Genomic DNA, 18,128 nt, shown 5'->3' on the forward strand with positions numbered 1-18,128 from the left:
CGCTTTTCGTCAGCGATCGGCACCAATTCAACACAGCAACTTGACCTTCGATGGGTGGGTCGGGCCACAAAATTCCTTCCTTGCCGGCCACCGTGGAGTCATAGGGTGGATATGCGCCGCAGAGACTTCCAACAGAAGGGAACGCGCATGTCGCGCCATCGGGTCGTCATCATCGGAAGCGGATTCGGCGGACTGACCGCGGCCAAGGCGCTCAGGCGCGTCCCCAAAGGAAGCCAGGTCGATATCACCCTGATCTCGAAGACGACCACCCACCTGTTCCAGCCGCTGCTGTACCAGGTGGCCACCGGGATCTTGTCCGAAGGCGAGATCGCCCCGGCCACCCGGCTGATCCTGCGCAGGCAAAAGAACGTCAGGGTGCTGTGGGGCGACGTCAGCGCGATCGACCTGTCGGCGAGGACGGTCACATCGCACCTGATGGGCATGGAAACGGTGACGCCGTACGACAGCCTGATCGTGGCCGCCGGCGCCCAGCAGTCCTATTTCGGGCATGACGAATACGCCGCCTTCGCGCCGGGCATGAAGTCCATCGACGACGCCCTCGAGCTGCGCGGCCGCATCCTCGGCGCGTTCGAGGCCGCCGAGGTGACCACCGATCCGGCCGAGCGGAAGCGCCGCCTCACCTTCGTGGTGGTCGGCGCGGGGCCGACGGGCGTCGAGGTGGCCGGGCAGATCGTGGAGCTCGCCGAGCGCACGCTGGCCGGGGCGTTTCGCACCATCAAGCCCAGCGACTGCCGGGTGATCCTGCTCGACGCCGCGCCCGCGGTGCTGCCGCCGATGGGGGCGAAGCTGGGGCTCAAGGCGCAGCGCCGGCTGGAGAAGATGGGGGTCGAGGTCCAGCTCAACGCGATGGTGACGGCCGTCGACTACATGGGCATCACGATCAAGGAGAAGGACGGCGGCGAACGGCGGATCGAGTGCGCGTGCAAGGTGTGGGCGGCCGGCGTCCAGGCCAGCGAGCTGGGCAAGATGATCGCCGAGCAGTCCGATGGAACCGAAATCGACCGCGCCGGAAGGGTGCTCGTCGAGCCCGACCTCACGGTCAAGGGACACCCCTACGTCTTCGTCGTCGGCGATCTGATGTCGGTGCCCGGCGTGCCGGGGATGGCGCAGGGCGCCATTCAGGGGGCCAAGTACGCGACCGCGATCGTCAAGCAGGCACTCAAAGGGAAGGACGACCCGGCAAACCGCAAGCCGTTCAGGTACTTCGACAAGGGCAGCATGGCGACGGTGTCACGGTTCAGCGCCGTGGCGCAGGTGGGCAAGCTGGAGTTCGGCGGCTTCATCGCCTGGCTGGCCTGGCTGGTCTTGCACGTGTATTACCTTGTCGGCCACAAGAATCGGTTCACCGCGGTGCTCGCCTGGCTGATCTCGTTCCTGGGTCGCGGTCGCGGCCAGATGGCCATCACCAGCCAGATGGTCTACGCCAGGGTGGTGACGCAATGGATGGAGGCGCATACGCAGGGGGTGCTGGCCGCGGCCGAAGAGGCCGAGGACGCCGAACAGAAGGCGGCGGGCTAGCTCAACGCCCGGTCGATATCGGCGATCAGGTCGTCGGCGCCTTCCAGCCCGACGGAGATGCGAACCACGTTGTCGCCCAGCCCGATCGCGGCGCGGCCCTCGGGGCCCATCGCGCGGTGCGTCGTGGTCGCCGGGTGAGTGACAAGCGATTTGGCGTCGCCGAGATTGTTGGAAATGTCGATCAGCCGCAGCTTGTCCAGCACCTCGAAGGCCCGTTGCTTGGCGGCACTTTCCGGGCCCGTGAGCGCGAACGTGATCACCGTCCCGCCGCCGGTCATCTGGCGCTTGGCCAGGTCGTGTTGCGGGTGCGACGCCAGATACGGGTAGCGCACCCAGCTCACCGCCGGATGACCCTCTAGGAATTCCGCGATCCGGTGCGCCGACGCGTTGCCGCGCTCCACCCGAACGGCAAGCGTTTCAAGGCCTTTCAGTAGCACCCAGGCGTTGAATGCGCTCATGGCCGGGCCGGTGTGCCGCATCAGCTTCTGCACCGGACCCGCGATGTACTCCTGGTCGCCGAGGATCGCGCCGCCCAGCACCCGGCCCTGGCCGTCGATGTGCTTGGTGGCCGAGTACACCACCACGTCAACCCCGAGCGGAAAGCCCTGTTGCAGCAGCGGTGTGGCAAACACGTTGTCCAGCACCACTTTTGCGCCCGCGGCGTGAGCCAGCTCGGTCACCGCGGCGATGTCCACCAGCGACTGCATCGGATTCGACGGCGTCTCGAAGAACACCGCCTGCGTCGGCACCGAGAGCGCCCGCTCCCATTGCGCGAGATCGTCGCCGTCGACGAAGACGGTCTCGATTCCCCAGCGCGGCAGGATCTCGTTGCACACCACGAAACACGACCCGAACAGGCTGCGCGCCGCGACCAGCCGGTCACCGGCACCCAGCAGCGCACCCAGCGAGGTGAACACCGCGGCCATGCCGCTTGCGGTGGCGAACGCCGCGGGCGCCCCCTCGATCAGGCGCAACCGCTCCTCGAACATCGTCACGGTCGGGTTGCCGTACCGCGAGTAGACGAAGTGGTCCAGCTCACCGGTGAAGGACTGCTCGGCGACGGCCGCCGATTCGTAGACGTACCCGGACGTCAAGAACATCGCCTCGGCGGTCTCGTCGAATCCGGAACGCAAAAGTCCGCCGCGCACGCCGATGGTGGCCTGGCTGACGCCGTCGGGCAGCTGCTTGGGGGTGCGGACCGAGCCCCCCGGCGGAGAGCCGTCGGCGCGGGTCATCCCTGTTTCCAAGGCAATCCCACCGCGCGCCAGCCACTTTCACCGCGATGACCGTTGACGTCGAGGTGGCCTTCGAAGCCGTCCAGCACGTTGTAGGCCGGGGTGATCCCGAGCCGGGTCGCGACCTCGGCGGCGCCGATGGAGCGGTTGCCGGAGCGACACAGGAAGACCACCGGCCGCCCCTCGTCGGCCTCGGCGGGCGGGACCCTGTCCTTCAGCTCGTCGGCGAAGTTCTCGTTGTACGTCCCACCGGTCGTGGTCCACTCGATGTAGACGACCTCGCGGCCCAGGCTGGACAGGTCGGGGACGCCGACGAACCGCCATTCGGCGTCGGTGCGCACGTCGACCAGCACGGCGTCGGGGTTGTCGCTGAGTAGCTTCCACGCCTCCAGAGGCGTGATGTCTCCTGCGTAGGCGCGTGCGCGCTCTGTGCTCATACGTCTTCAACCTCGTCCTTTGCCAACGCTATGAGCCACACTATCCGTGCCTGAGCATCATGTCAGTGCTGGCGTCAACCGGCCCGGCGCAACCCCTCGAAGCTATCAGCCGGGATTGGTCGCAGCCGCGGCCGTTCCCGTTGATGTTTGATTCAGAGCAGGCGCGGGCTGTCCGGGTGGCCGTCTCGCCGTCGCCGACGAGCTTCCGATCGCGTCACGCGCCCTTGCCGTATGTTCCTCAGGCGCTTTTCGATGTCAACCTCACGGTGGGAAGTCCGTGTTATCGACAGGATGAGCGGCCCCTCTCGGTCCAGCAGAGCCTCAATCCGTCTCCACTGCGTCATAAACGTTTCGAGTTGATGCCATTTGTCCCCTGCATCAGGACCCGCGAGAGTGACTAGCCTCGCCCCATTGTCCTTGACGGATTGCATGAGCGAAAAGTGAGTCTGGATGTCGCTGTCGCGGGTGATGCCTATCCATCCCTGGGCGGTGGATGTTGTAATCCAGCGGTTGTCACCCGGATCTGACTGAATGACGCACGGCGGCCGCGACTTACGCTTGATGACGGCTCCGGGATCGCCCGGATAGGTGCAATCCGGCCTCAGCGCACAGATCACGTGGGCCAAGCCAAGGATGTCCGCATCGAAGTAAAAGCGGACATCGGCATTCTTCACAGCGCGCGATCCCGCTTAAGCGGCCTTGCTTTGCAGTTCGTATGCGACAGCCATTTCCACGTCACGCACTTTGAGGCCGAATTCCTCGGCGATCTCGTCGTAGCCATAACCGTCGTCCGCGTACTCCTTGAGTACCGACGTACTGATGCCACCGACCGAAGGTCGGCCGAACCGCGTGTCGGGCTCGATGACCACGGGCGACTCAGGGCCGGCCGGGCGCCAAAGGACAGCCTCGTCGTGAACAAATTTCACCCGATCTAGAAACTCCTGTGCGGCATACAAGGGAAGTATCAATTGGCCGTCAGTAGGGGCATACAACCAATATTCGGGCGGCAGATCGCTCGCCTTCTGCGCTTCTATCAGAAGACGACCATTCAGCGTCCAAGGACGTTCATGAGCGAGCGGATACGGTTCGCCGGTTTTATCCCGCAGTACGGCGATAAACCGGCGGACCTCATCGAGATCAACCTTGCGTTGGCGGTACTGGCTCAGCAGACCCGCCTCGACAAACTCCGCCCAGGTCACGGTTCGCCGACCCTCAGGCTTAGGCCGAATCACCGGCAAATACGTGCGGCCACGCCATGTCTTGCCTTCGAGCCAGTAATTCAGCGTCTGCTGATGAACTCGCAGCAGACGCGCGGCCTCTGCCTCGGAGTACATCTCGCGGTCCAGGACGGAAACGGTGGCGGCCATGCGGCGATTGTCGCAGAAGTCAGCGACATCGGCCCGTGCTTGGCTCGCGGCCGCAGGCGTCAGCTCCCATTCAGGGCGGTCGCCACCTGTCGGGCGCGGTCGCGTGCGGTCGCCACGTCGGGCGCCGTGGCCAGCGCCACGCCGAGCCCGCGGAGGTCGCTTTCCGGGACCCGCAGCGCGGCGGCCAGCGCGCCGGCGGCCGGCGGCCCGCCGTCATGGCCGGGGTTGACCGTGTGCGCGGCGCCCGGCGACATCATCATGGTGTCCAGCGGCAGGCCCAAAATGGCCCGGGCCTGCAGTTCGAACGCCGAAAGCCGCTGGCTGCGCAGGGTCACCCAGGCGCTCGGGTGCGGCCGGGCGGTGACGTCGACGAAGTACACCTCGTCGCCCTTGATCATCAGCTCGACAGCGAAGAGGCCGCGCCCGCCGAGCGCCTTGACGATTCGCGCGGCGATCGATCTGGCCGCATCCACCGCGGCCGGGCTCATCTGCTGGGGCTGCCAGGATTCCAGCACGACACCGTCGGCGTCGCGATGGCCGATGGGCGAGCAGAATTCGATCAGCGGACCGTGCGGCCCTTCGCTGCGCACCACGAGCAGCGTGACGTCGAACTCGACCTCGACGAGCGCCTCGGCCAGCACCCGCCCCGCCGAGCCCCCCAGCGCGCGCCGCCAGGCCGGCTCGATGTCGCCGGGCCCCGAGACCACCGAGTGACCCCGCCCGGCCACCGGCTTCACCAGCAATGGAAACCCGGCGTGTCCGGCCACCGCTTGCAGCTCGCCGAGCGACCCGACGAACCAGAACGGCGCGGTGGGCAGCCCCAACTCGTCGGCGGCCAGCCGGCGCAGGCCCTCGCGGTCGGCGGTGAGCCGCGCCGTGCGCGCGCTGGGCACCAGTTCGGGGCCGGCGGCCGGCGCCTCGAGGGCGTCAACGGCGAGCCCGTCGGTGGCCGCCACCACGAAGTCCGGCCGCAGCCGGTGGATCGCCGCGGACAGCTCGGCGGCGTCGGTCACCCTGGGCGCGCGGTCATCTCCCGCGGCGATCACCTGCGCGCCGAGGTGCCGCAGCGCGACGGCCAGCTCCCGGCTGAGCTCGTCGGAGCCCAGCAGCAGCACTCGGGGCCTGACGTCGGCTTGCGGCGGCACGGCGCGCGCCGTCGTCTTGTCGTCCTGCCCCTCGGTCAAGCCGTCAGTCACCGCTCAAGGATAGGTCCGCCGCCGGCGCCCTACGGCTGGCCGGGGAGCAGCCGCACCATCAGGCCGTTGCCTTCGGCCAGCACGGTGTCGTCCCCGTCGACCAATTCGGCCGACACGAACGCTTTGCGGCCCTCGGCGCCGGTGACCCGCCCGCGCACCAACAGCGGCACATCGATGGGCGTGACCTTGCGGTAGTCGACGTGCAGGAAGGCCGTCCGGCTGATCGGCCGCCCCGCGGCGTGCGAGATCATCCCGAACATGTGGTCAAACAGCAGCGGCAGCACCCCGCCGTGCACCGCATGGTTACCCCCGACGTGAAACCGGCTGAAATATCCCGTCATTTCGACCCCGTCGGGGGCATACCGCGTCAACGTCCAGGGCGGCAGCAGCAGGCTACCCATACCGGGCAGGTCGGGCGTCCGCCCGGCCGGCGCCTTGCCTTCGACATCGGCCTGAAACGGCCCCAGCAGCTCCACCAGGGCCGCGGCGCGGTCGGCCGCGTCGTCCCAGACGTCGTCACCCGGGTCGGCGGACACCGCGAGGTCCTGCAGCCGGCGCATCGCCGCGACGAACCGGCCGAATCCCGGGCCCGGGCTGGCGGGGCCGTATTCCGGGAAGCCGCCGTGATGCTCGTATTCGGGGTCGAGTTGTTTGGGATCGAAATCCGTCACGGGCGGGCCGCCAGGACGTCGCGGCGCACGATGGTCTGGTCACGCCCGGGGCCGACGCCGATGCACGAAACATGCGCCCCGGCAAGCTCTTCCAGCCGCAACACGTAATCACGCGCCTTGGCGGGCAGGTCGTCGAACTCCCGCGCGTCCGAGATGTCCTCCCACCAGCCCGGCAGCTCCTCGTAGACCGGCTCGGCACGGGCGAGATCGCTTTGGGTCATCGGCATGTCGCTGATGCGCGAGCCGTCGATCCGATACCCGACGCACACCGGCACCGTCTCCAGGCTGGAGAGCACGTCGAGCTTGGTCAGGAAGTAGTCGGTGATGCCGTTGACCCGGGTGGCGTAGCGGGCGACGACGGCGTCGAACCAGCCGCAGCGCCGGCGCCGCCCGGTGGTGACCCCGAATTCGCCGCCGGTCTTGGACAGGTACTCGCCGCTGGCGTCGAACAGCTCGGTGGGGAACGGGCCGGAGCCGACCCGGGTGGTGTAGGCCTTGAGGATGCCCAGCACGGCGGTGATCCGCGTCGGCCCGATCCCGGACCCGACGCACGCGCCGCCGGCCGTCGGATTCGACGACGTCACATAGGGATACGTGCCGTGGTCGACGTCGAGCAGCGTGCCCTGCGAGCCCTCGAGCAACACCGTCTCGCCGGCCTCCAGCGCGTTGTTGAGCAGCAGGCGGGTGTCGGCGATGCGGTGCCGGAACCCCTCCGCTTGCGCCAATAACGCCTCGACCACCTGGTCGGTCTCCAGCGCCTTGCGGTTGTAGACCTTGACCAGGATCTGGTTTTTGAGCTCCAGCGCGGCCTCGATCTTGCGGGCCAGCGGCTCGGGGTCGAGCACGTCGGCGACCCGGATCCCCATCCGCGCGATCTTGTCCTGGTAGCACGGCCCGATGCCGCGGCCGGTGGTGCCGATCTTCTTGCTGCCCATGTAGCGCTCGGTGACCTTGTCGATGGCGACGTGATAGGGCAACAGCAGGTGCGCGTCGGCGGAGATCAGCAGCCTGGAGGTGTCGACACCACGGTCCTCGAGGCCCTTCAGCTCGTCGAGCAGCACGCCGGGATCCACCACGACGCCGTTGCCGATGACGTTGGTGACGCCGGGCGTCAGCACCCCCGACGGGATCAGGTGCAGCGCGAAATTCTCGCCGGTGGGCAGGACGACGGTGTGCCCGGCATTGTTGCCGCCCTGATAGCGCACGACCCACTGCACGCGCCCGCCGAGCAGGTCAGTGGCCTTACCTTTGCCCTCGTCGCCCCACTGGGCGCCGATGAGGACGATTGCCGGCATGACATGCTCCCACCTGATCGCGACCGTTTAAGCCTGCTTATTGTGGTCCAGCCGGTGACCCACCCTACCCAGGCGACGATGCGGGCCGCCTGCGGCCAGCTGTGGAGCCGGGCAAATCAGCTTAAGCCAGGAGGTTGCGAGGACCGCATGCAAACCGTGGGGGTGTTGGTGTTCGGCGACCGGCGGGTGCCACGGCCGCTGACCGGCCTGCCGGTCCACACGGCCGAGATCGACGCCGCGATCGGGCCGTACCGACGCCTGGTGATCGTCGGCGGCGACGCCGACCTCGCCGCCGTGCTGACCCGATTGCTGCGCGCCGGCCGGCTCGACATCGAGGTGGCCTACGCGCCGCCCCGCCGCACCCGGGCGACCCGGATCTACCGCCTGCCCGCCGGACGCCGCGCGGCGCGGCGCGCCCTGCGCGGCTGCGCGCGGCGGGTCACCCTGGTCCGCGACGAAACCGGCTCGGCGATCGTGGGCCGGGCCGGCTGGCTGCCCGCCGACGATCGGCGGCACATCCACGGCGAGGCGGTCGTCGACGACACCGCGTTGTTCGACGGCGACGTCGCCGCGGTGTTCGTCGAGCCGACGCTGGCCATGCCGGGTCTGCGGGCCCGGGTGAGGCGCCGGTGGGTCGCCGGCCGCGCGGTCCAGCTGGGGAGCACCGGCGTCGTCGTGGTGCGCGACGGCGTCGCGGCGCCGCGCACGGCGCGCCGGTCGACGTTCTACCGCCACGTCGAGGGCTGGCTGCTGGTCCGGTAATTTCGACCGGTGAGTTTTCCCGCTCGGCAACACGAATCGGTGCGACCCAGCCCGATCTTTTTGGCCCTCATCGGATTGACGGCGGTCGGCGGCGTGCTGGCCTGGCTGGCCGGCGCGAGCGTGCGACCGCTGTCCTACGCCGGGGTGTTCGTCCTCGTGATCGCCGGCTGGCTGGTCTCGCTGTGCCTGCACGAGTTCGGGCACGCGGTGACCGCCTGGCGATTCGGCGACCACGACGCCGCGGTCCGCGGCTACCTGACCCTGGATCCGCGGCGCTACAGCCACCCGGCGCTCTCGCTCCTGCTGCCGATGGTGGTCATCGCGCTGGGCGGGATCGGCTTGCCGGGCGCCGCGGTGTATCTGCGGACCTGGTTCATGACGCCGGCCCGCCGCACCCTGGTCAGCCTGGCGGGGCCGGCGGCCAACCTCGTGCTGGCGGTGCTGCTGCTGGCGCTGACACGGCTGCTGTACGACCCGGCCCACGCGGTGCTGTGGGCGGGCGTGGCCTTCTTGGGGTTCCTACAGCTCACCGCCGTGTTGCTGAACCTGCTGCCCATCCCGGGCCTGGACGGATACGACGCCCTGGAACCGCATTTGAGTCCCGAGACGCAGCGGGCGGTGGCACCGGCCAAGCAGTATGGCTTTTTCATCCTGCTGTTCCTGCTCCTGGCGCCGGTGGCCAACCAATGGTTCTTCGGGATCGTGCTCTGGGTGTTCGATTTCTCCGGTGTGCCGCACTGGCTGGTGTCCGCGGGCAACTCGCTGACCCGGTTCTGGAGCGCCTGGATCTAGCCCTTGCAATACATGCGTCTCCACGCATATATTTCTGGCTATGGGAGCCGGCCACAACCACACGTCCCGGATGATCCCCCGCATGGTCATGGCCGCTGCGATCCTGGCGACGTTCTTCGCGGTGGAATTGACCACCTCGCTGTGGATCAACTCGATGGCGCTGCTGGCCGACGCCGGGCACATGCTGACCGACGTCGTCGCCGTCTTTATGGGCCTGACCGCCGTGATCCTGGCCCGGCGCGGCAGCTCGTCGCCCGCCCGCACCTACGGCTGGCACCGCGCGGAGGTGTTCACCGCGGTGGCCAACGCCGCGCTGCTGGTCGGGGTCGCGCTGTTCATCCTCTACGAGGCCGCCCAGCGGCTCAGCGAAGCCCCGTCCATCCCCGGCGTGCCGATGATCGTGGTGGCGCTGGCCGGCCTGGCCGCCAACCTCGTGGTGGCGCTGCTGCTGCGTTCACACTCGTCGGGAAGCCTGGCCGTCAAGGGCGCCTACATGGAGGTGATCGCCGACACCGTCGGCAGCCTGGGCGTGCTGATCGCCGGCGTGGTCACGGTCACGACGCACTGGCCGTACGCCGACGTGGTGGTCGCCGTGCTGGTCGCGTTGTGGGTGCTGCCCCGGGCCATCTCGCTGGCCCGCGACGCGCTGCGGATCCTTTCCGAATCGTCGCCGGCCCACATCGACGTGGAGGAGCTGCGCAGCGCGCTGGGGGCCGTCGCGGGCGTGACCGAGGTGCACGACCTGCATGTGTGGACGCTGTCGCCCGGCAAGGACGTCTGCACCGCGCACCTGACCAGCGCCGGCGACTCCGCCCGGGTTCTGCAGGACGCCCGCGCGGTGCTGTCGGCGCGCGGGCTCGACCACGCCACCGTCCAGGTCGAGTGCCCGGACCGGGACGGCGACTGTACGGATAGCTTCTAAAGGCCCAGCGCTTCGCGGGCCGCGGGGTCGCAGTCGTCCAGCAGGTCGAGGCAGCGCAGGTACTCGTCGGTCTCGCCGATGGCGTCGGCGGCCCGCGCCAGCGCCGCCACGCAACGCAGGAAGCCCCGGTTGGGCTCGTGCGAATGCGGCACCGGCCCGAACCCCTTCCAGCCGTGGCGCCGCAGCTTGTCCAGGCCGCGGTGGTAGCCCGTGCGGGCATAGGCGTAGGCGGTGACGGCCCTATCGGCGGCCAGCGCCTCCTCGGCAAGCGCCGCCCAGGCCACCGACGCCGACGGGTGCGCGGCCGCGACGAAGCTCGGGTTCTCGTTGGCGAGCAGTTGCGCCTCGGCTTCGCTGTCGCCGGGCAGCAGGATCGGATCGGGTCCCAGGAGGTCTCGCATCGACGTCATGGCGTCTATTGTGCCGCCCACCGGGGTGTGGTCGCTAAGCTCGATTCATGCCCAACGCACCCGAGCCCGACCGAGGCGCAACGCCGAAGCGGCCTGGGTTCGACCCACGCGAATCCCGCGGCGAGCGCGCCTTTCAGGCCGGCGAAGACGCCCCCGAGGACTACCCTTTGGTGCCCCCGGACCCGGAGACCGAGACCGTGGTGATCAACAAACCCGATCCGGACGACGACCCCGAGTCGCCGGAAGGCCAGCAGCGCGAACGGCGTTTCACCGCACCCGGCTTCGACGCCAAAGAGACGGCGATCATCGCCACTCCCGTGGAGCCCGCCACGGAGGTCTTCCCGCCGGCCGGGGAGGCGGCACAGCCGGGCACTCCCCCGAAAGTGGCTGTCCCACAATCGATTCCACCCAGATTCGGGGCGAAGCTACGGACGTCGAGGCAATTCAACTGGGGCTGGGTGCTGGCGCTGGTCGTGATCGTGCTGGCGTTGGTGGCGATCGCGATCCTGGGCACCGTGCTGCTGACCCGCGGTAAACACTCGAAAGTCTCCGAGGAAGACCGGGTTCGGCACACCATCGCCCAATACGACGTCGCGGTGCAGAGGGGCGATCTGACCGCGCTGCGCACCATGACGTGCGGGAATTCCCGCGACGGATATGTGGACTACGACGAACGCGCGTGGCAGGAGACCTACGCGCGGGTCTCGGCGGCCAAGCAGTATCCGGTGATCGCCAGCATCGACCAGGTCGTCGTCAACGGGCAGCACGCCGAGGCGAACGTCACCACGTTCATGGCGTACGACCCATCGGTGCGTTCGACGCGCAGCCTCGACCTGCAGTACCGCGACGATCAGTGGAAGATCTGCCAGTCCCCCAGCGGCTGACGGTCGGCGTTGACTCTGCGCCCACCAGGCCGTCTACTCGCACTTTTGCCTGGTAGACGCAGAGTCAAAAGCGGCCCAGGCCTACGCCGGGTTTAGGCCCGGGTTTAGGCCAGGCTCTTCCCGGCGCAGCGCAGGTCGTTGCAGGCCTCGATCACACGCTCGGTCATGCCGGCCTCGGCCTTCTTGAGGTAGCTGCGCGGGTCGTAGACCTTCTTGTTGCCCACCTCGCTATCGACCTTGAGCACGCCGTCGTAGTTGGTGAACATGTGACCGGCGATCGGGCGGGTGAACGCGTACTGGGTGTCGGTGTCGACGTTCATCTTCACCACGCCGTAGCCCAGCGCCTCCTCGATCTCCGACTTCAGCGAGCCCGAGCCGCCGTGGAAGACGAAGTCGAACGGCTTGGCGTCGGAGGGCAGTCCAAGCTTGGTCGAGGCCACCTTCTGCCCCTCGGCCAGGATGTCCGGACGCAGCTTGACGTTGCCCGGCTTGTACACGCCGTGCACGTTGCCGAACGTCGCGGCCAGCAGGTACCTACCGTGCTCGCCGTGACCCAGCGCGTCGATGGTTTTCTCGAAGTCCTCGGGGGTGGTGTACAGCTTGTCGTTGATCTCGTTGGCGACGCCATCCTCCTCGCCGCCGACCACGCCGATCTCGATCTCGAGGACGATCTTGGCGGCCGCGGCCTGCTTGAGCAGCTCCTGCGCGATGGCCAGGTTCTCGTCGAGCGGCACGGCCGAGCCGTCCCACATGTGGGACTGGAATAGAGGATCGCCGCCCGCGCTCACCCGCTTAGCCGAGATTTCCAACAGCGGGCGCACGTAGCTGTCCAGCCTGTCCTTGGGGCAGTGGTCGGTGTGCAGCGCGACGTTGATCGGGTATTTGGCCGCGATGACGCGGGCGAACTCGGCCAGCGCCACGGCGCCGGTCACCATGTCCTTGACCCCGAGGCCGGACGCGAATTCCGCACCGCCGGTGGAGAACTGGATGATGCCGTCGCTGCCGGCGTCGGCGAAGCCCTTGATCGCGGCGTTGACCGTCTCCGAGGAGGTGCAGTTGATGGCCGGGAAGGCGTAGGAGTTGTCCTTGGCGCGTCGCAGCATCTCGGCGTAGACCTCGGGCGTTGCGATGGGCATGAGCTCCTCCTGGCGGCTGGCTCTACCCAGTATCGCAACACCGGTATGTTGAGACATCGTGAGCACCGCCGTCACGGCCCTGCCGGACATCCTCGACCCGATGTACTGGTTGGGCGCCAATGGCGTCTTCGGCTCCGCGGTGCTGCCCGGCATCCTGGTCATCGTCTTCATCGAGACGGGGCTGCTGTTTCCGCTGCTGCCCGGCGAATCGCTGTTGTTCACCGGCGGGCTGCTGGCCGCGCACCCGGACCCGCCGGCGAGCATCTGGGTGCTGGCGCCATCCGTCGCGTTGGTCGCGGTGCTGGGCGATCAAACCGGATACTTCATCGGGCGGCGGATCGGGCCGGCCCTGTTCAAGAAGGAAGACTCCCGGTTCTTCAAGAAGCACTACGTGACCGAGTCGCACGCGTTCTTCGAGAAGTACGGGCCCTGGGCGGTCATCCTGGCCCGGTTCGCGCCGTTCGTGCGGACGTTCGTCCCGGTGGTGGCCGGGGTGTCGTACATGCGCTATCCGGTGTTCCTCGGGTTCGACATCGTCGGCGGCATCGCCTGGGGCGGCGGGGCGACGCTGGCCGGCTACTTCCTGGGCACCGTGCCGTTCGTCCACCAGAACCTGGAAAAGATCATCCTGGCCATCCTGTTCGTCTCGCTGCTGCCCGCGTTCATCGCGGCGTGGCGCGGCTACCGGGGGCGCCGCCGCGCCGCCGGCCGGCAGCCCGACTCAGGACACCCGGCTTCGGCGGTACGCAACGAAAGCGTCTAGCAGCTCCGGGCGGTCGACCGAACTCTGCTGCACGGCCGCGCCCGGCGCCGCGCCGAGCAGGATCCGTTTGATCGGGATTTCCAGCCGCTTGCCGGTCAGCGTCCGCGGTATGCCAGAAACCTGCAGGACGTCGTCGGGCACGTGCCGCGGCGAGGCATGCTGGCGGATGGCCGCGGCGATTCTCGACCGCAGCTCGTCGTCGAGTTTGACGCCGTCGTCCAGCTCCACGAACAGCGGCATCCAGTAGCCGCCGTCGTCCTGCTCGACGCCGACCACCAGGCAGTCGCGCACCTCGGGCATGCGCTCCATGGCGTTGTAGATCTCGGCGCTGCCCATCCGGATGCCCAAGCGGTTCAGCGTGGCGTCCGAACGCCCATGCACCACAACCGATCCCCGGTCGGTGATGGTGATCCAGTCGCCGTGACACCACACGCCCGGGTACTTGTCGAAGTAGGCGGCGCGGTAGCGGCTGCCGTCGTCGTCGTTCCAGAAGAACACCGGCATCGAGGGCATCGGCTTGGTCAGCACCAGCTCGCCCTCTTCCCCGATCACCTTGCGGCCCCGACCATTCCACGACTCGATGGCGGCGCCCAGGCAAAGGCAGGACAGCTCGCCGGCCCGCACCGGCAGGATCGGGCAGCCGCCGATGAAGGCGGTGCAGACGTCGGTGCCGCCGCTCATCGAGATCACCGGAAGCGACCGGCCGAGACCCTCCTGCACCCAGCGGAATCCGGACGCGGGAAGCGGCGAGCCGGTGGAGCCCACCGCGCGCAGCTTCTCCAGCGGATACGACGCGCCCGGCGTCAATTCCTTTTTGGCACAGGCCAACAGGTAGCCCGCTCCGGCGCCGAGCACGGTGACACCGGCCTTGGCGGCGACCCGCCACAGGCCGTCGGTGCCCACATGCGTTGGGCTGCCGTCATAGAGCACGATGGTGGCGCCGACCAGCAGGCCGGACAGCAGCATGTTCCACATCATCCAGCTGGTGGACGAGTACCACAGGAAGCGGTCGCCGGGGTGCAGGTCCAGTTGCAGGCTCAGGTATTTCAGGTGCTCCAGCAGGACGCCGCCGTGCCCGTGCACGATGCCCTTGGGGCTCCCGGTGGTTCCCGACGAGAACAGCACCCACAGCGGGTGGCCGAACGGAACCGGCGTAATGTCCAGGGCCGCATGCGATTCCACCGCCGTCGCCCACGGAACCACGCCGCTGTCCGGGTCCAGCCCCAGGCGGGGCACCACCACGGTGGCCCGCAGCGTGGGCATGGCGCGCCGGATCGCGTCCAGCTCGTCGCGGCGATCGATGCGCTTGCCGTCGTACACCGAGCCGTCGCTGGCCACCAGCACGGCGGGCTCCACCTGACCCAGCCGGGCTATCACGCCGTCGACGGCCAGGTCCTGGTTGCACACCGCCCACACCGCGCCGACGCAGGCGGCGGCCAGGGCGGCGACGACGGCCTCGCCGACGTTGGGCAGGTATCCCACGACGCGGTCCCCGGGTCGCACGCCGAGGCCGCGGAGGTAGGCCGCGAACGCCGCGGTCTCGCGCTCCAGCCGCGCCCACGACCACTCGCTCGAGCCGTCTTCGCCGACGACGATCAGCGCCGGGCGCTCGTCGGTAGCGTGCCGGAATATTTCGGTGGCGTAGTTCAGCGTGGCGCCGGGGAACCACTCGGTGCCTGGCATGGAACGGTTGCCCAGCACCGCGCGGGGCGGGCTTTGCGCCTGGACGTCGAAGAAGTTCCAGACGGCGTCCCAGAACCATTCGATGTCGTCCACCGACTTCGCCCACAGCTCGGGGTAGTCGCCGTACTCGCCGCGGTCGGTCTCGGCCAGCCAGGCCATGAAGCGGGTCAGGTTGGCGTCGGCGAGCGTGGCCTCGTCGGGGGTCCAGCTGCCGGGTTCGCTCATGTCCCGCTCACGGCGGTGACGTTACAGGCGGCCTCCATCAGCATCCAGCCGGACAGCTGCACCGACAGGTCCCGCTCGGCGACCTCGGAAGCGTAGACCGCGCCCTCGACGAACTGCGCCTTTTCGCCTTGCGCGCTGGGCAGCTCGGCGTCGCGGTCCCAGAACGCGCCGAACAGCGGCAGCCCGTCCACCGTTTGGCGGTAGTCCCACGCCGATTTCGCCGACGACAGCACGATTGCCCGGGCGGTGTCGCGGGCCGCGGCGTCGTCGGCGGAATCGCCCGGCAGCGCGGTGGCGACCAGCGCGAGGTACCGGGCGGTGACCCCGGCGAACAGCCCGCCGTCCCCGCCGCCGGCGCCGCGCAGCACGCCCGACGGCGCCATGTGCTCGCCCACCGCGGCGACCAGACGGTGCACCCGTGCCCGATGCCGATCGTTCCCGGTCCGCGCGGCCAGTTCGGTTTCCAGCCCGAGCACCACGCCCTGGCAGTAGGTGTACTGCGCGCGGACCAGCGAGCCGGCCTTGATGCCGTCGAACACCAGGTGCGTCTCGGGGTCGATCAGCGTGCGGTCGATCCAGTCGCCCATCTGCTCGGCCCGCTTCAGCCGGTCGCCGTAGCGGGCGAGGAAGATGCCCGCCGGGCCGTTGGCCGGGGCGTTGAAGAACTGGTCCTGCTTGCGCCACGGGATGCCGCCGCCATCCTCGGGCACCCACGCCTTGACGAACTGGTCGGCGAGCTTGGGCAGCGCGCGCCGCCGCGTGACGCCGGCTATCCGGTCGGCGCGCTCCAGCGCCAGCGCCAGCCACGCCATGTCGTCGTAATAGCTGTTGGTCCAGGAGAAGTTGTTGCGCAGCCGGTGCGAGCGGACCTGCCGGTTGATCCTGGCGCGCCGGTCCGGCCGCGGATCGCGCAGTTGCGCGTCGACCAGGCAATCCAGCAGGTGGGCCTGCCACCAGTAGTGCCAGGTGCCGAACAGCCGGTCCTTACGGGTCGACGGCCAGGCGACGACTCCCAGCTGGGTTCCGGGTAGCGCCCATAGCCGTTTCAGGTGTCGTTGCGCGACAGCGGCTTCGGAGCTGGCCGCCCGGTTGGCCCATAGCTGATCCATACCTGTCGATCCTGCCTCATGCGCTATCCCGTTGGGTGTGCGCTCCGGGCGTCCCGTTGGGTGTGCGCTCCGGGCGTCGAGTGTGCGCTGAGGGCGGGAAATTCGCCAAAATCCCGCCGCCGCTTCACGCTCGACGCCAGGGGCGCACGCTCGACGCCGTTTACCAGGCGCGGGACAGGTCTGCGTGCCGGCGGATCCACGCGTGCATCGCGATCCCGGCGGCGACGCCGGCGTTGATGCTGCGCGTCGAACCGAACTGGGCTATCGACACCGTGACCGCCGCGCCCGCCCTGATGTCGTCGGTGATGCCGGGGCCTTCCTGGCCGAACACCAGGAGGCATTCCCGCGGCAGCGCCGTCTCCTCCAGCCGCGCCGCGCCCGCGACGTTGTCCACCGCGACCACGGTCAAACCGGCGGCCGCCGCGAAGTCCAGCAGCCCGGCGGTGCTGTCGTGATGGCACAGCCGCTGATACCGGTCGGTCACCATGGCGCCGCGGCGATTCCAGCGCCGCCGCCCGACGATGTGCACGGTGTCGACGGCGAAGGCGTTGGCGGTGCGCACCACCGAGCCGATGTTGGCGTCGTGGCCGAAGTTCTCGATCGCCACATGGAGGGGATGGCGACGCCGATCTATGTCCGCGATGATCGCTTCCCGGGTCCAGTACCGATAGGCGTCGACGACGTTGCGAGTGTCGCCCTCGCGCAACAGGACTGGGTCATATCGGGGGTCGTCGGGAGGCTCGCTCACCCAGGGCCCGACGCCGCCGCCCGGTGTCCCCCACTCGGTGGGCCCGGGTTCGGTCATCGCTGCGTCCACACGGCGGCGTGGGTGCCGTCCACCGCCACCGTCGCGTACAGCAACGCCTGATTGATTTCGCCCTGGGTGCACAGCGACGCGTTGACGTGCACCGCGTCCAACGACGCGTCGGGCAGGATCAGCACCGAGGACCCATATGTCGCGCAGGCCGGGTTCAGCCCGCGGCCGGGCAGGGTCGGCGCCGCGAGCAGCATCATCGGGCCGCCGCGGGCGGCGGACTCGTCACGATAGCGGGCCGCGATCGCGTCGGCCTCCAACCCCAGCAGCATGAAGCCGTTCCCGGTGAACGCGCCCGGGTCGCCGAGCTGGGCCTTGGTCACCGGGGTTCCGTCGGCGCGCCAGGCCGACAGGCTGACGGTCTTGACTGTCAGGCCGGTGTCGCTGCCGTTGGTCGGCAGCAACCCCACCGGGAACGCCGCCGGGTAGGCCGCCGAGGTGTTCGGGATCCGGTCGCGCGGCGAGTAGCTGTACACCCCACGCACCTGGCTTCGATCCTTCAGCGGCCCAAGGCAAACCGTGCCCGTGAGCCGATTGGGGGGCGCCGACAGCGCGTTTTGGAGATCGTGCACGCTGGCCATCGCGTTGTCGCAGCTGCTTAGGCCGACCGATTCGATCGGGTGCGCCAGCGCGCCGTAGAGCCCGAAGCGAAGATCCTCGGGATTGGCGTGGCCCACGTGCGGATCCGTAGGCGACGCGTCCACGTCGATCAGCACGTAGTCGCCGTCCCAGCGCAGGTTCGACACCGACATGTTCCAGCCCAGCAGCGCCAGCGATTCGCCGAGCCGCGCGCGCTGGGCGCCGTAGGGCCGCGCCGGGTGGTTGGAGCTCGAACACCCCACCAGGCAGGCGGTGACGCAGGCTGCCATCGCAAGGAAGGTGCGCACG

General features: G+C 68.9%; 19 protein-coding genes. 6 read left to right on the forward strand and 13 right to left on the reverse strand.

The genetic code is table 11. The annotated features are described in order from the left end of the window. The first annotated feature begins 147 nt into the window (after positions 1-147). Positions 148-1,539 (forward strand): NAD(P)/FAD-dependent oxidoreductase, encoded by a 1,392-nt coding sequence (locus G6N25_RS07315; RefSeq protein WP_083074175.1) that lies wholly within the window; start codon positions 148-150, stop codon positions 1,537-1,539. On the opposite strand, the gene G6N25_RS07320 is transcribed toward G6N25_RS07315, so the two are convergent. From G6N25_RS07320 to G6N25_RS07350, 7 genes are all read right to left on the reverse strand, one after another. After that, positions 1,536-2,774 carry an O-succinylhomoserine sulfhydrylase gene (locus G6N25_RS07320; RefSeq protein ID WP_083074174.1) on the reverse strand — a complete coding sequence of 413 codons (1,239 nt, stop codon included), beginning with the start codon at positions 2,772-2,774 and terminating at the stop codon, positions 1,536-1,538. The genes G6N25_RS07315 and G6N25_RS07320 overlap by 4 nt on opposite strands. Further along, positions 2,771-3,211: a rhodanese-like domain-containing protein gene (locus G6N25_RS07325; protein ID WP_083074173.1), complete on the reverse strand. Its 441-nt coding sequence runs from the start codon at positions 3,209-3,211 to the stop codon at positions 2,771-2,773. Before G6N25_RS07325 ends, G6N25_RS07320 begins: the two co-directional genes overlap by 4 nt. Positions 3,212-3,363: 152 nt before the next feature. Continuing rightward, positions 3,364-3,885 (reverse strand): hypothetical protein, encoded by a 522-nt coding sequence (locus G6N25_RS07330; protein WP_083074172.1) that lies wholly within the window; start codon positions 3,883-3,885, stop codon positions 3,364-3,366. Positions 3,886-3,900: 15 nt separating this feature from the next. Further along, a complete protein-coding gene (locus G6N25_RS07335; protein ID WP_083074171.1) occupies positions 3,901-4,578 on the reverse strand; it encodes a hypothetical protein in 678 nt (225 codons plus the stop codon). 59 nt (positions 4,579-4,637) lie between these two features. Then, on the reverse strand, positions 4,638-5,774 hold the full coding sequence (purT, locus tag G6N25_RS07340) for a formate-dependent phosphoribosylglycinamide formyltransferase (RefSeq protein WP_083074170.1): 1,137 nt from the start codon (positions 5,772-5,774) through the stop codon (positions 4,638-4,640). 29 nt (positions 5,775-5,803) lie between these two features. Beyond that, positions 5,804-6,445 carry a PaaI family thioesterase gene (locus G6N25_RS07345; protein WP_083074169.1) on the reverse strand — a complete coding sequence of 214 codons (642 nt, stop codon included), beginning with the start codon at positions 6,443-6,445 and terminating at the stop codon, positions 5,804-5,806. After that, positions 6,442-7,740, reverse strand: coding sequence for an adenylosuccinate synthase (locus G6N25_RS07350; RefSeq protein ID WP_083074168.1), 1,299 nt, complete (start codon positions 7,738-7,740; stop codon positions 6,442-6,444). Before G6N25_RS07350 ends, G6N25_RS07345 begins: the two co-directional genes overlap by 4 nt. Positions 7,741-7,887: 147 nt before the next feature. Here G6N25_RS07350 and G6N25_RS07355 point away from each other — a divergent pair, with 147 nt between their 5' ends. Genes G6N25_RS07355 through G6N25_RS07365 form a run of 3 tightly spaced genes read left to right on the forward strand, consistent with a single transcriptional unit; the run spans position 7,888 to position 10,216 of the window. After that, a complete protein-coding gene (locus tag G6N25_RS07355; RefSeq protein ID WP_083074167.1) occupies positions 7,888-8,502 on the forward strand; it encodes a peptidase M50 in 615 nt (204 codons plus the stop codon). Positions 8,503-8,511: 9 nt separating this feature from the next. Next, positions 8,512-9,294: a site-2 protease family protein gene (locus G6N25_RS07360; protein WP_083074166.1), complete on the forward strand. Its 783-nt coding sequence runs from the start codon at positions 8,512-8,514 to the stop codon at positions 9,292-9,294. Between the two features lie 40 nt (positions 9,295-9,334). After that, positions 9,335-10,216, forward strand: coding sequence for a cation diffusion facilitator family transporter (locus G6N25_RS07365; RefSeq protein ID WP_083074165.1), 882 nt, complete (start codon positions 9,335-9,337; stop codon positions 10,214-10,216). Here the strand turns inward: G6N25_RS07365 and G6N25_RS07370 are convergent. After that, positions 10,213-10,626, reverse strand: a complete 414-nt coding sequence (locus G6N25_RS07370) for a DUF3151 domain-containing protein (protein ID WP_083074239.1) — start codon at positions 10,624-10,626, stop codon at positions 10,213-10,215. The genes G6N25_RS07365 and G6N25_RS07370 overlap by 4 nt on opposite strands. Before the next feature lie 47 nt (positions 10,627-10,673). On the opposite strand from G6N25_RS07370, the gene G6N25_RS07375 reads away from it, so the two are divergent. Further along, the gene (locus G6N25_RS07375; protein ID WP_083074164.1) at positions 10,674-11,510 is read left to right on the forward strand and encodes an Rv0361 family membrane protein; all 837 of its coding nucleotides are present in this window, start codon (positions 10,674-10,676) and stop codon (positions 11,508-11,510) included. A 104-nt stretch (positions 11,511-11,614) separates the two neighbouring features. Here the strand turns inward: G6N25_RS07375 and fbaA are convergent, their stop codons facing one another. Next, complete coding sequence (fbaA, locus tag G6N25_RS07380; RefSeq protein ID WP_083074163.1) at positions 11,615-12,646, reverse strand: class II fructose-bisphosphate aldolase; 1,032 nt, start codon at positions 12,644-12,646, stop codon at positions 11,615-11,617. 58 nt (positions 12,647-12,704) lie between these two features. Between fbaA and G6N25_RS07385 the strand changes: the two genes are divergently transcribed. Beyond that, the gene (locus G6N25_RS07385) at positions 12,705-13,409 is read left to right on the forward strand and encodes a DedA family protein (RefSeq protein WP_083074162.1); all 705 of its coding nucleotides are present in this window, start codon (positions 12,705-12,707) and stop codon (positions 13,407-13,409) included. Here G6N25_RS07385 and G6N25_RS07390 read toward each other — a convergent pair. The 4 genes from G6N25_RS07390 to G6N25_RS07405 all read right to left on the reverse strand — a co-directional run bounded on the left by G6N25_RS07390 (position 13,368) and on the right by G6N25_RS07405 (position 18,109). Next, positions 13,368-15,317, reverse strand: a complete 1,950-nt coding sequence (locus tag G6N25_RS07390; RefSeq protein ID WP_083074161.1) for an acetoacetate--CoA ligase — start codon at positions 15,315-15,317, stop codon at positions 13,368-13,370. The two genes, G6N25_RS07385 and G6N25_RS07390, sit on opposite strands and share 42 nt — an antisense overlap. Beyond that, complete coding sequence (locus G6N25_RS07395) at positions 15,314-16,426, reverse strand: glycoside hydrolase family 76 protein (protein WP_083074160.1); 1,113 nt, start codon at positions 16,424-16,426, stop codon at positions 15,314-15,316. The genes G6N25_RS07390 and G6N25_RS07395 overlap by 4 nt, the downstream gene beginning before the upstream one ends. Before the next feature lie 160 nt (positions 16,427-16,586). Then, positions 16,587-17,231 (reverse strand): TrmH family RNA methyltransferase, encoded by a 645-nt coding sequence (locus G6N25_RS07400; RefSeq protein WP_083074159.1) that lies wholly within the window; start codon positions 17,229-17,231, stop codon positions 16,587-16,589. Further along, positions 17,228-18,109, reverse strand: coding sequence for a hypothetical protein (locus G6N25_RS07405; protein WP_142272644.1), 882 nt, complete (start codon positions 18,107-18,109; stop codon positions 17,228-17,230). The genes G6N25_RS07400 and G6N25_RS07405 overlap by 4 nt, the downstream gene beginning before the upstream one ends. Between the last annotated feature and the right edge of the window lie 19 nt (positions 18,110-18,128).

It is taken from the genome of Mycobacterium heidelbergense (assembly GCF_010730745.1).
Lineage (GTDB): Bacteria > Actinomycetota > Actinomycetes > Mycobacteriales > Mycobacteriaceae > Mycobacterium > Mycobacterium heidelbergense.

Bases quoted from the DNA above. Each gene is read 5' to 3' on its own strand.
- G6N25_RS07405 (WP_142272644.1), bottom strand. From the start codon at position 18,109: ATGGCAGCCTGCGTCACCGCCTGCCTGGTGGGGTGTTCGAGCTCCAAC.
- G6N25_RS07370 (WP_083074239.1), bottom strand. From the start codon at position 10,626: ATGACGTCGATGCGAGACCTCCTGGGACCCGATCCGATCCTGCTGCCC.
- G6N25_RS07390 (WP_083074161.1), bottom strand. From the start codon at position 15,317: ATGAGCGAACCCGGCAGCTGGACCCCCGACGAGGCCACGCTCGCCGAC.
- G6N25_RS07365 (WP_083074165.1), top strand. From the start codon at position 9,335: ATGGGAGCCGGCCACAACCACACGTCCCGGATGATCCCCCGCATGGTC.
- G6N25_RS07335 (WP_083074171.1), bottom strand. From the start codon at position 4,578: ATGGCCGCCACCGTTTCCGTCCTGGACCGCGAGATGTACTCCGAGGCA.
- G6N25_RS07400 (WP_083074159.1), bottom strand. From the start codon at position 17,231: ATGACCGAACCCGGGCCCACCGAGTGGGGGACACCGGGCGGCGGCGTC.
- fbaA (WP_083074163.1), bottom strand. From the start codon at position 12,646: ATGCCCATCGCAACGCCCGAGGTCTACGCCGAGATGCTGCGACGCGCC.
- G6N25_RS07375 (WP_083074164.1), top strand. From the start codon at position 10,674: ATGCCCAACGCACCCGAGCCCGACCGAGGCGCAACGCCGAAGCGGCCT.
- G6N25_RS07315 (WP_083074175.1), top strand. From the start codon at position 148: ATGTCGCGCCATCGGGTCGTCATCATCGGAAGCGGATTCGGCGGACTG.
- G6N25_RS07395 (WP_083074160.1), bottom strand. From the start codon at position 16,426: ATGGATCAGCTATGGGCCAACCGGGCGGCCAGCTCCGAAGCCGCTGTC.
- G6N25_RS07355 (WP_083074167.1), top strand. From the start codon at position 7,888: ATGCAAACCGTGGGGGTGTTGGTGTTCGGCGACCGGCGGGTGCCACGG.
- G6N25_RS07325 (WP_083074173.1), bottom strand. From the start codon at position 3,211: ATGAGCACAGAGCGCGCACGCGCCTACGCAGGAGACATCACGCCTCTG.
- G6N25_RS07320 (WP_083074174.1), bottom strand. From the start codon at position 2,774: ATGACCCGCGCCGACGGCTCTCCGCCGGGGGGCTCGGTCCGCACCCCC.
- G6N25_RS07350 (WP_083074168.1), bottom strand. From the start codon at position 7,740: ATGCCGGCAATCGTCCTCATCGGCGCCCAGTGGGGCGACGAGGGCAAA.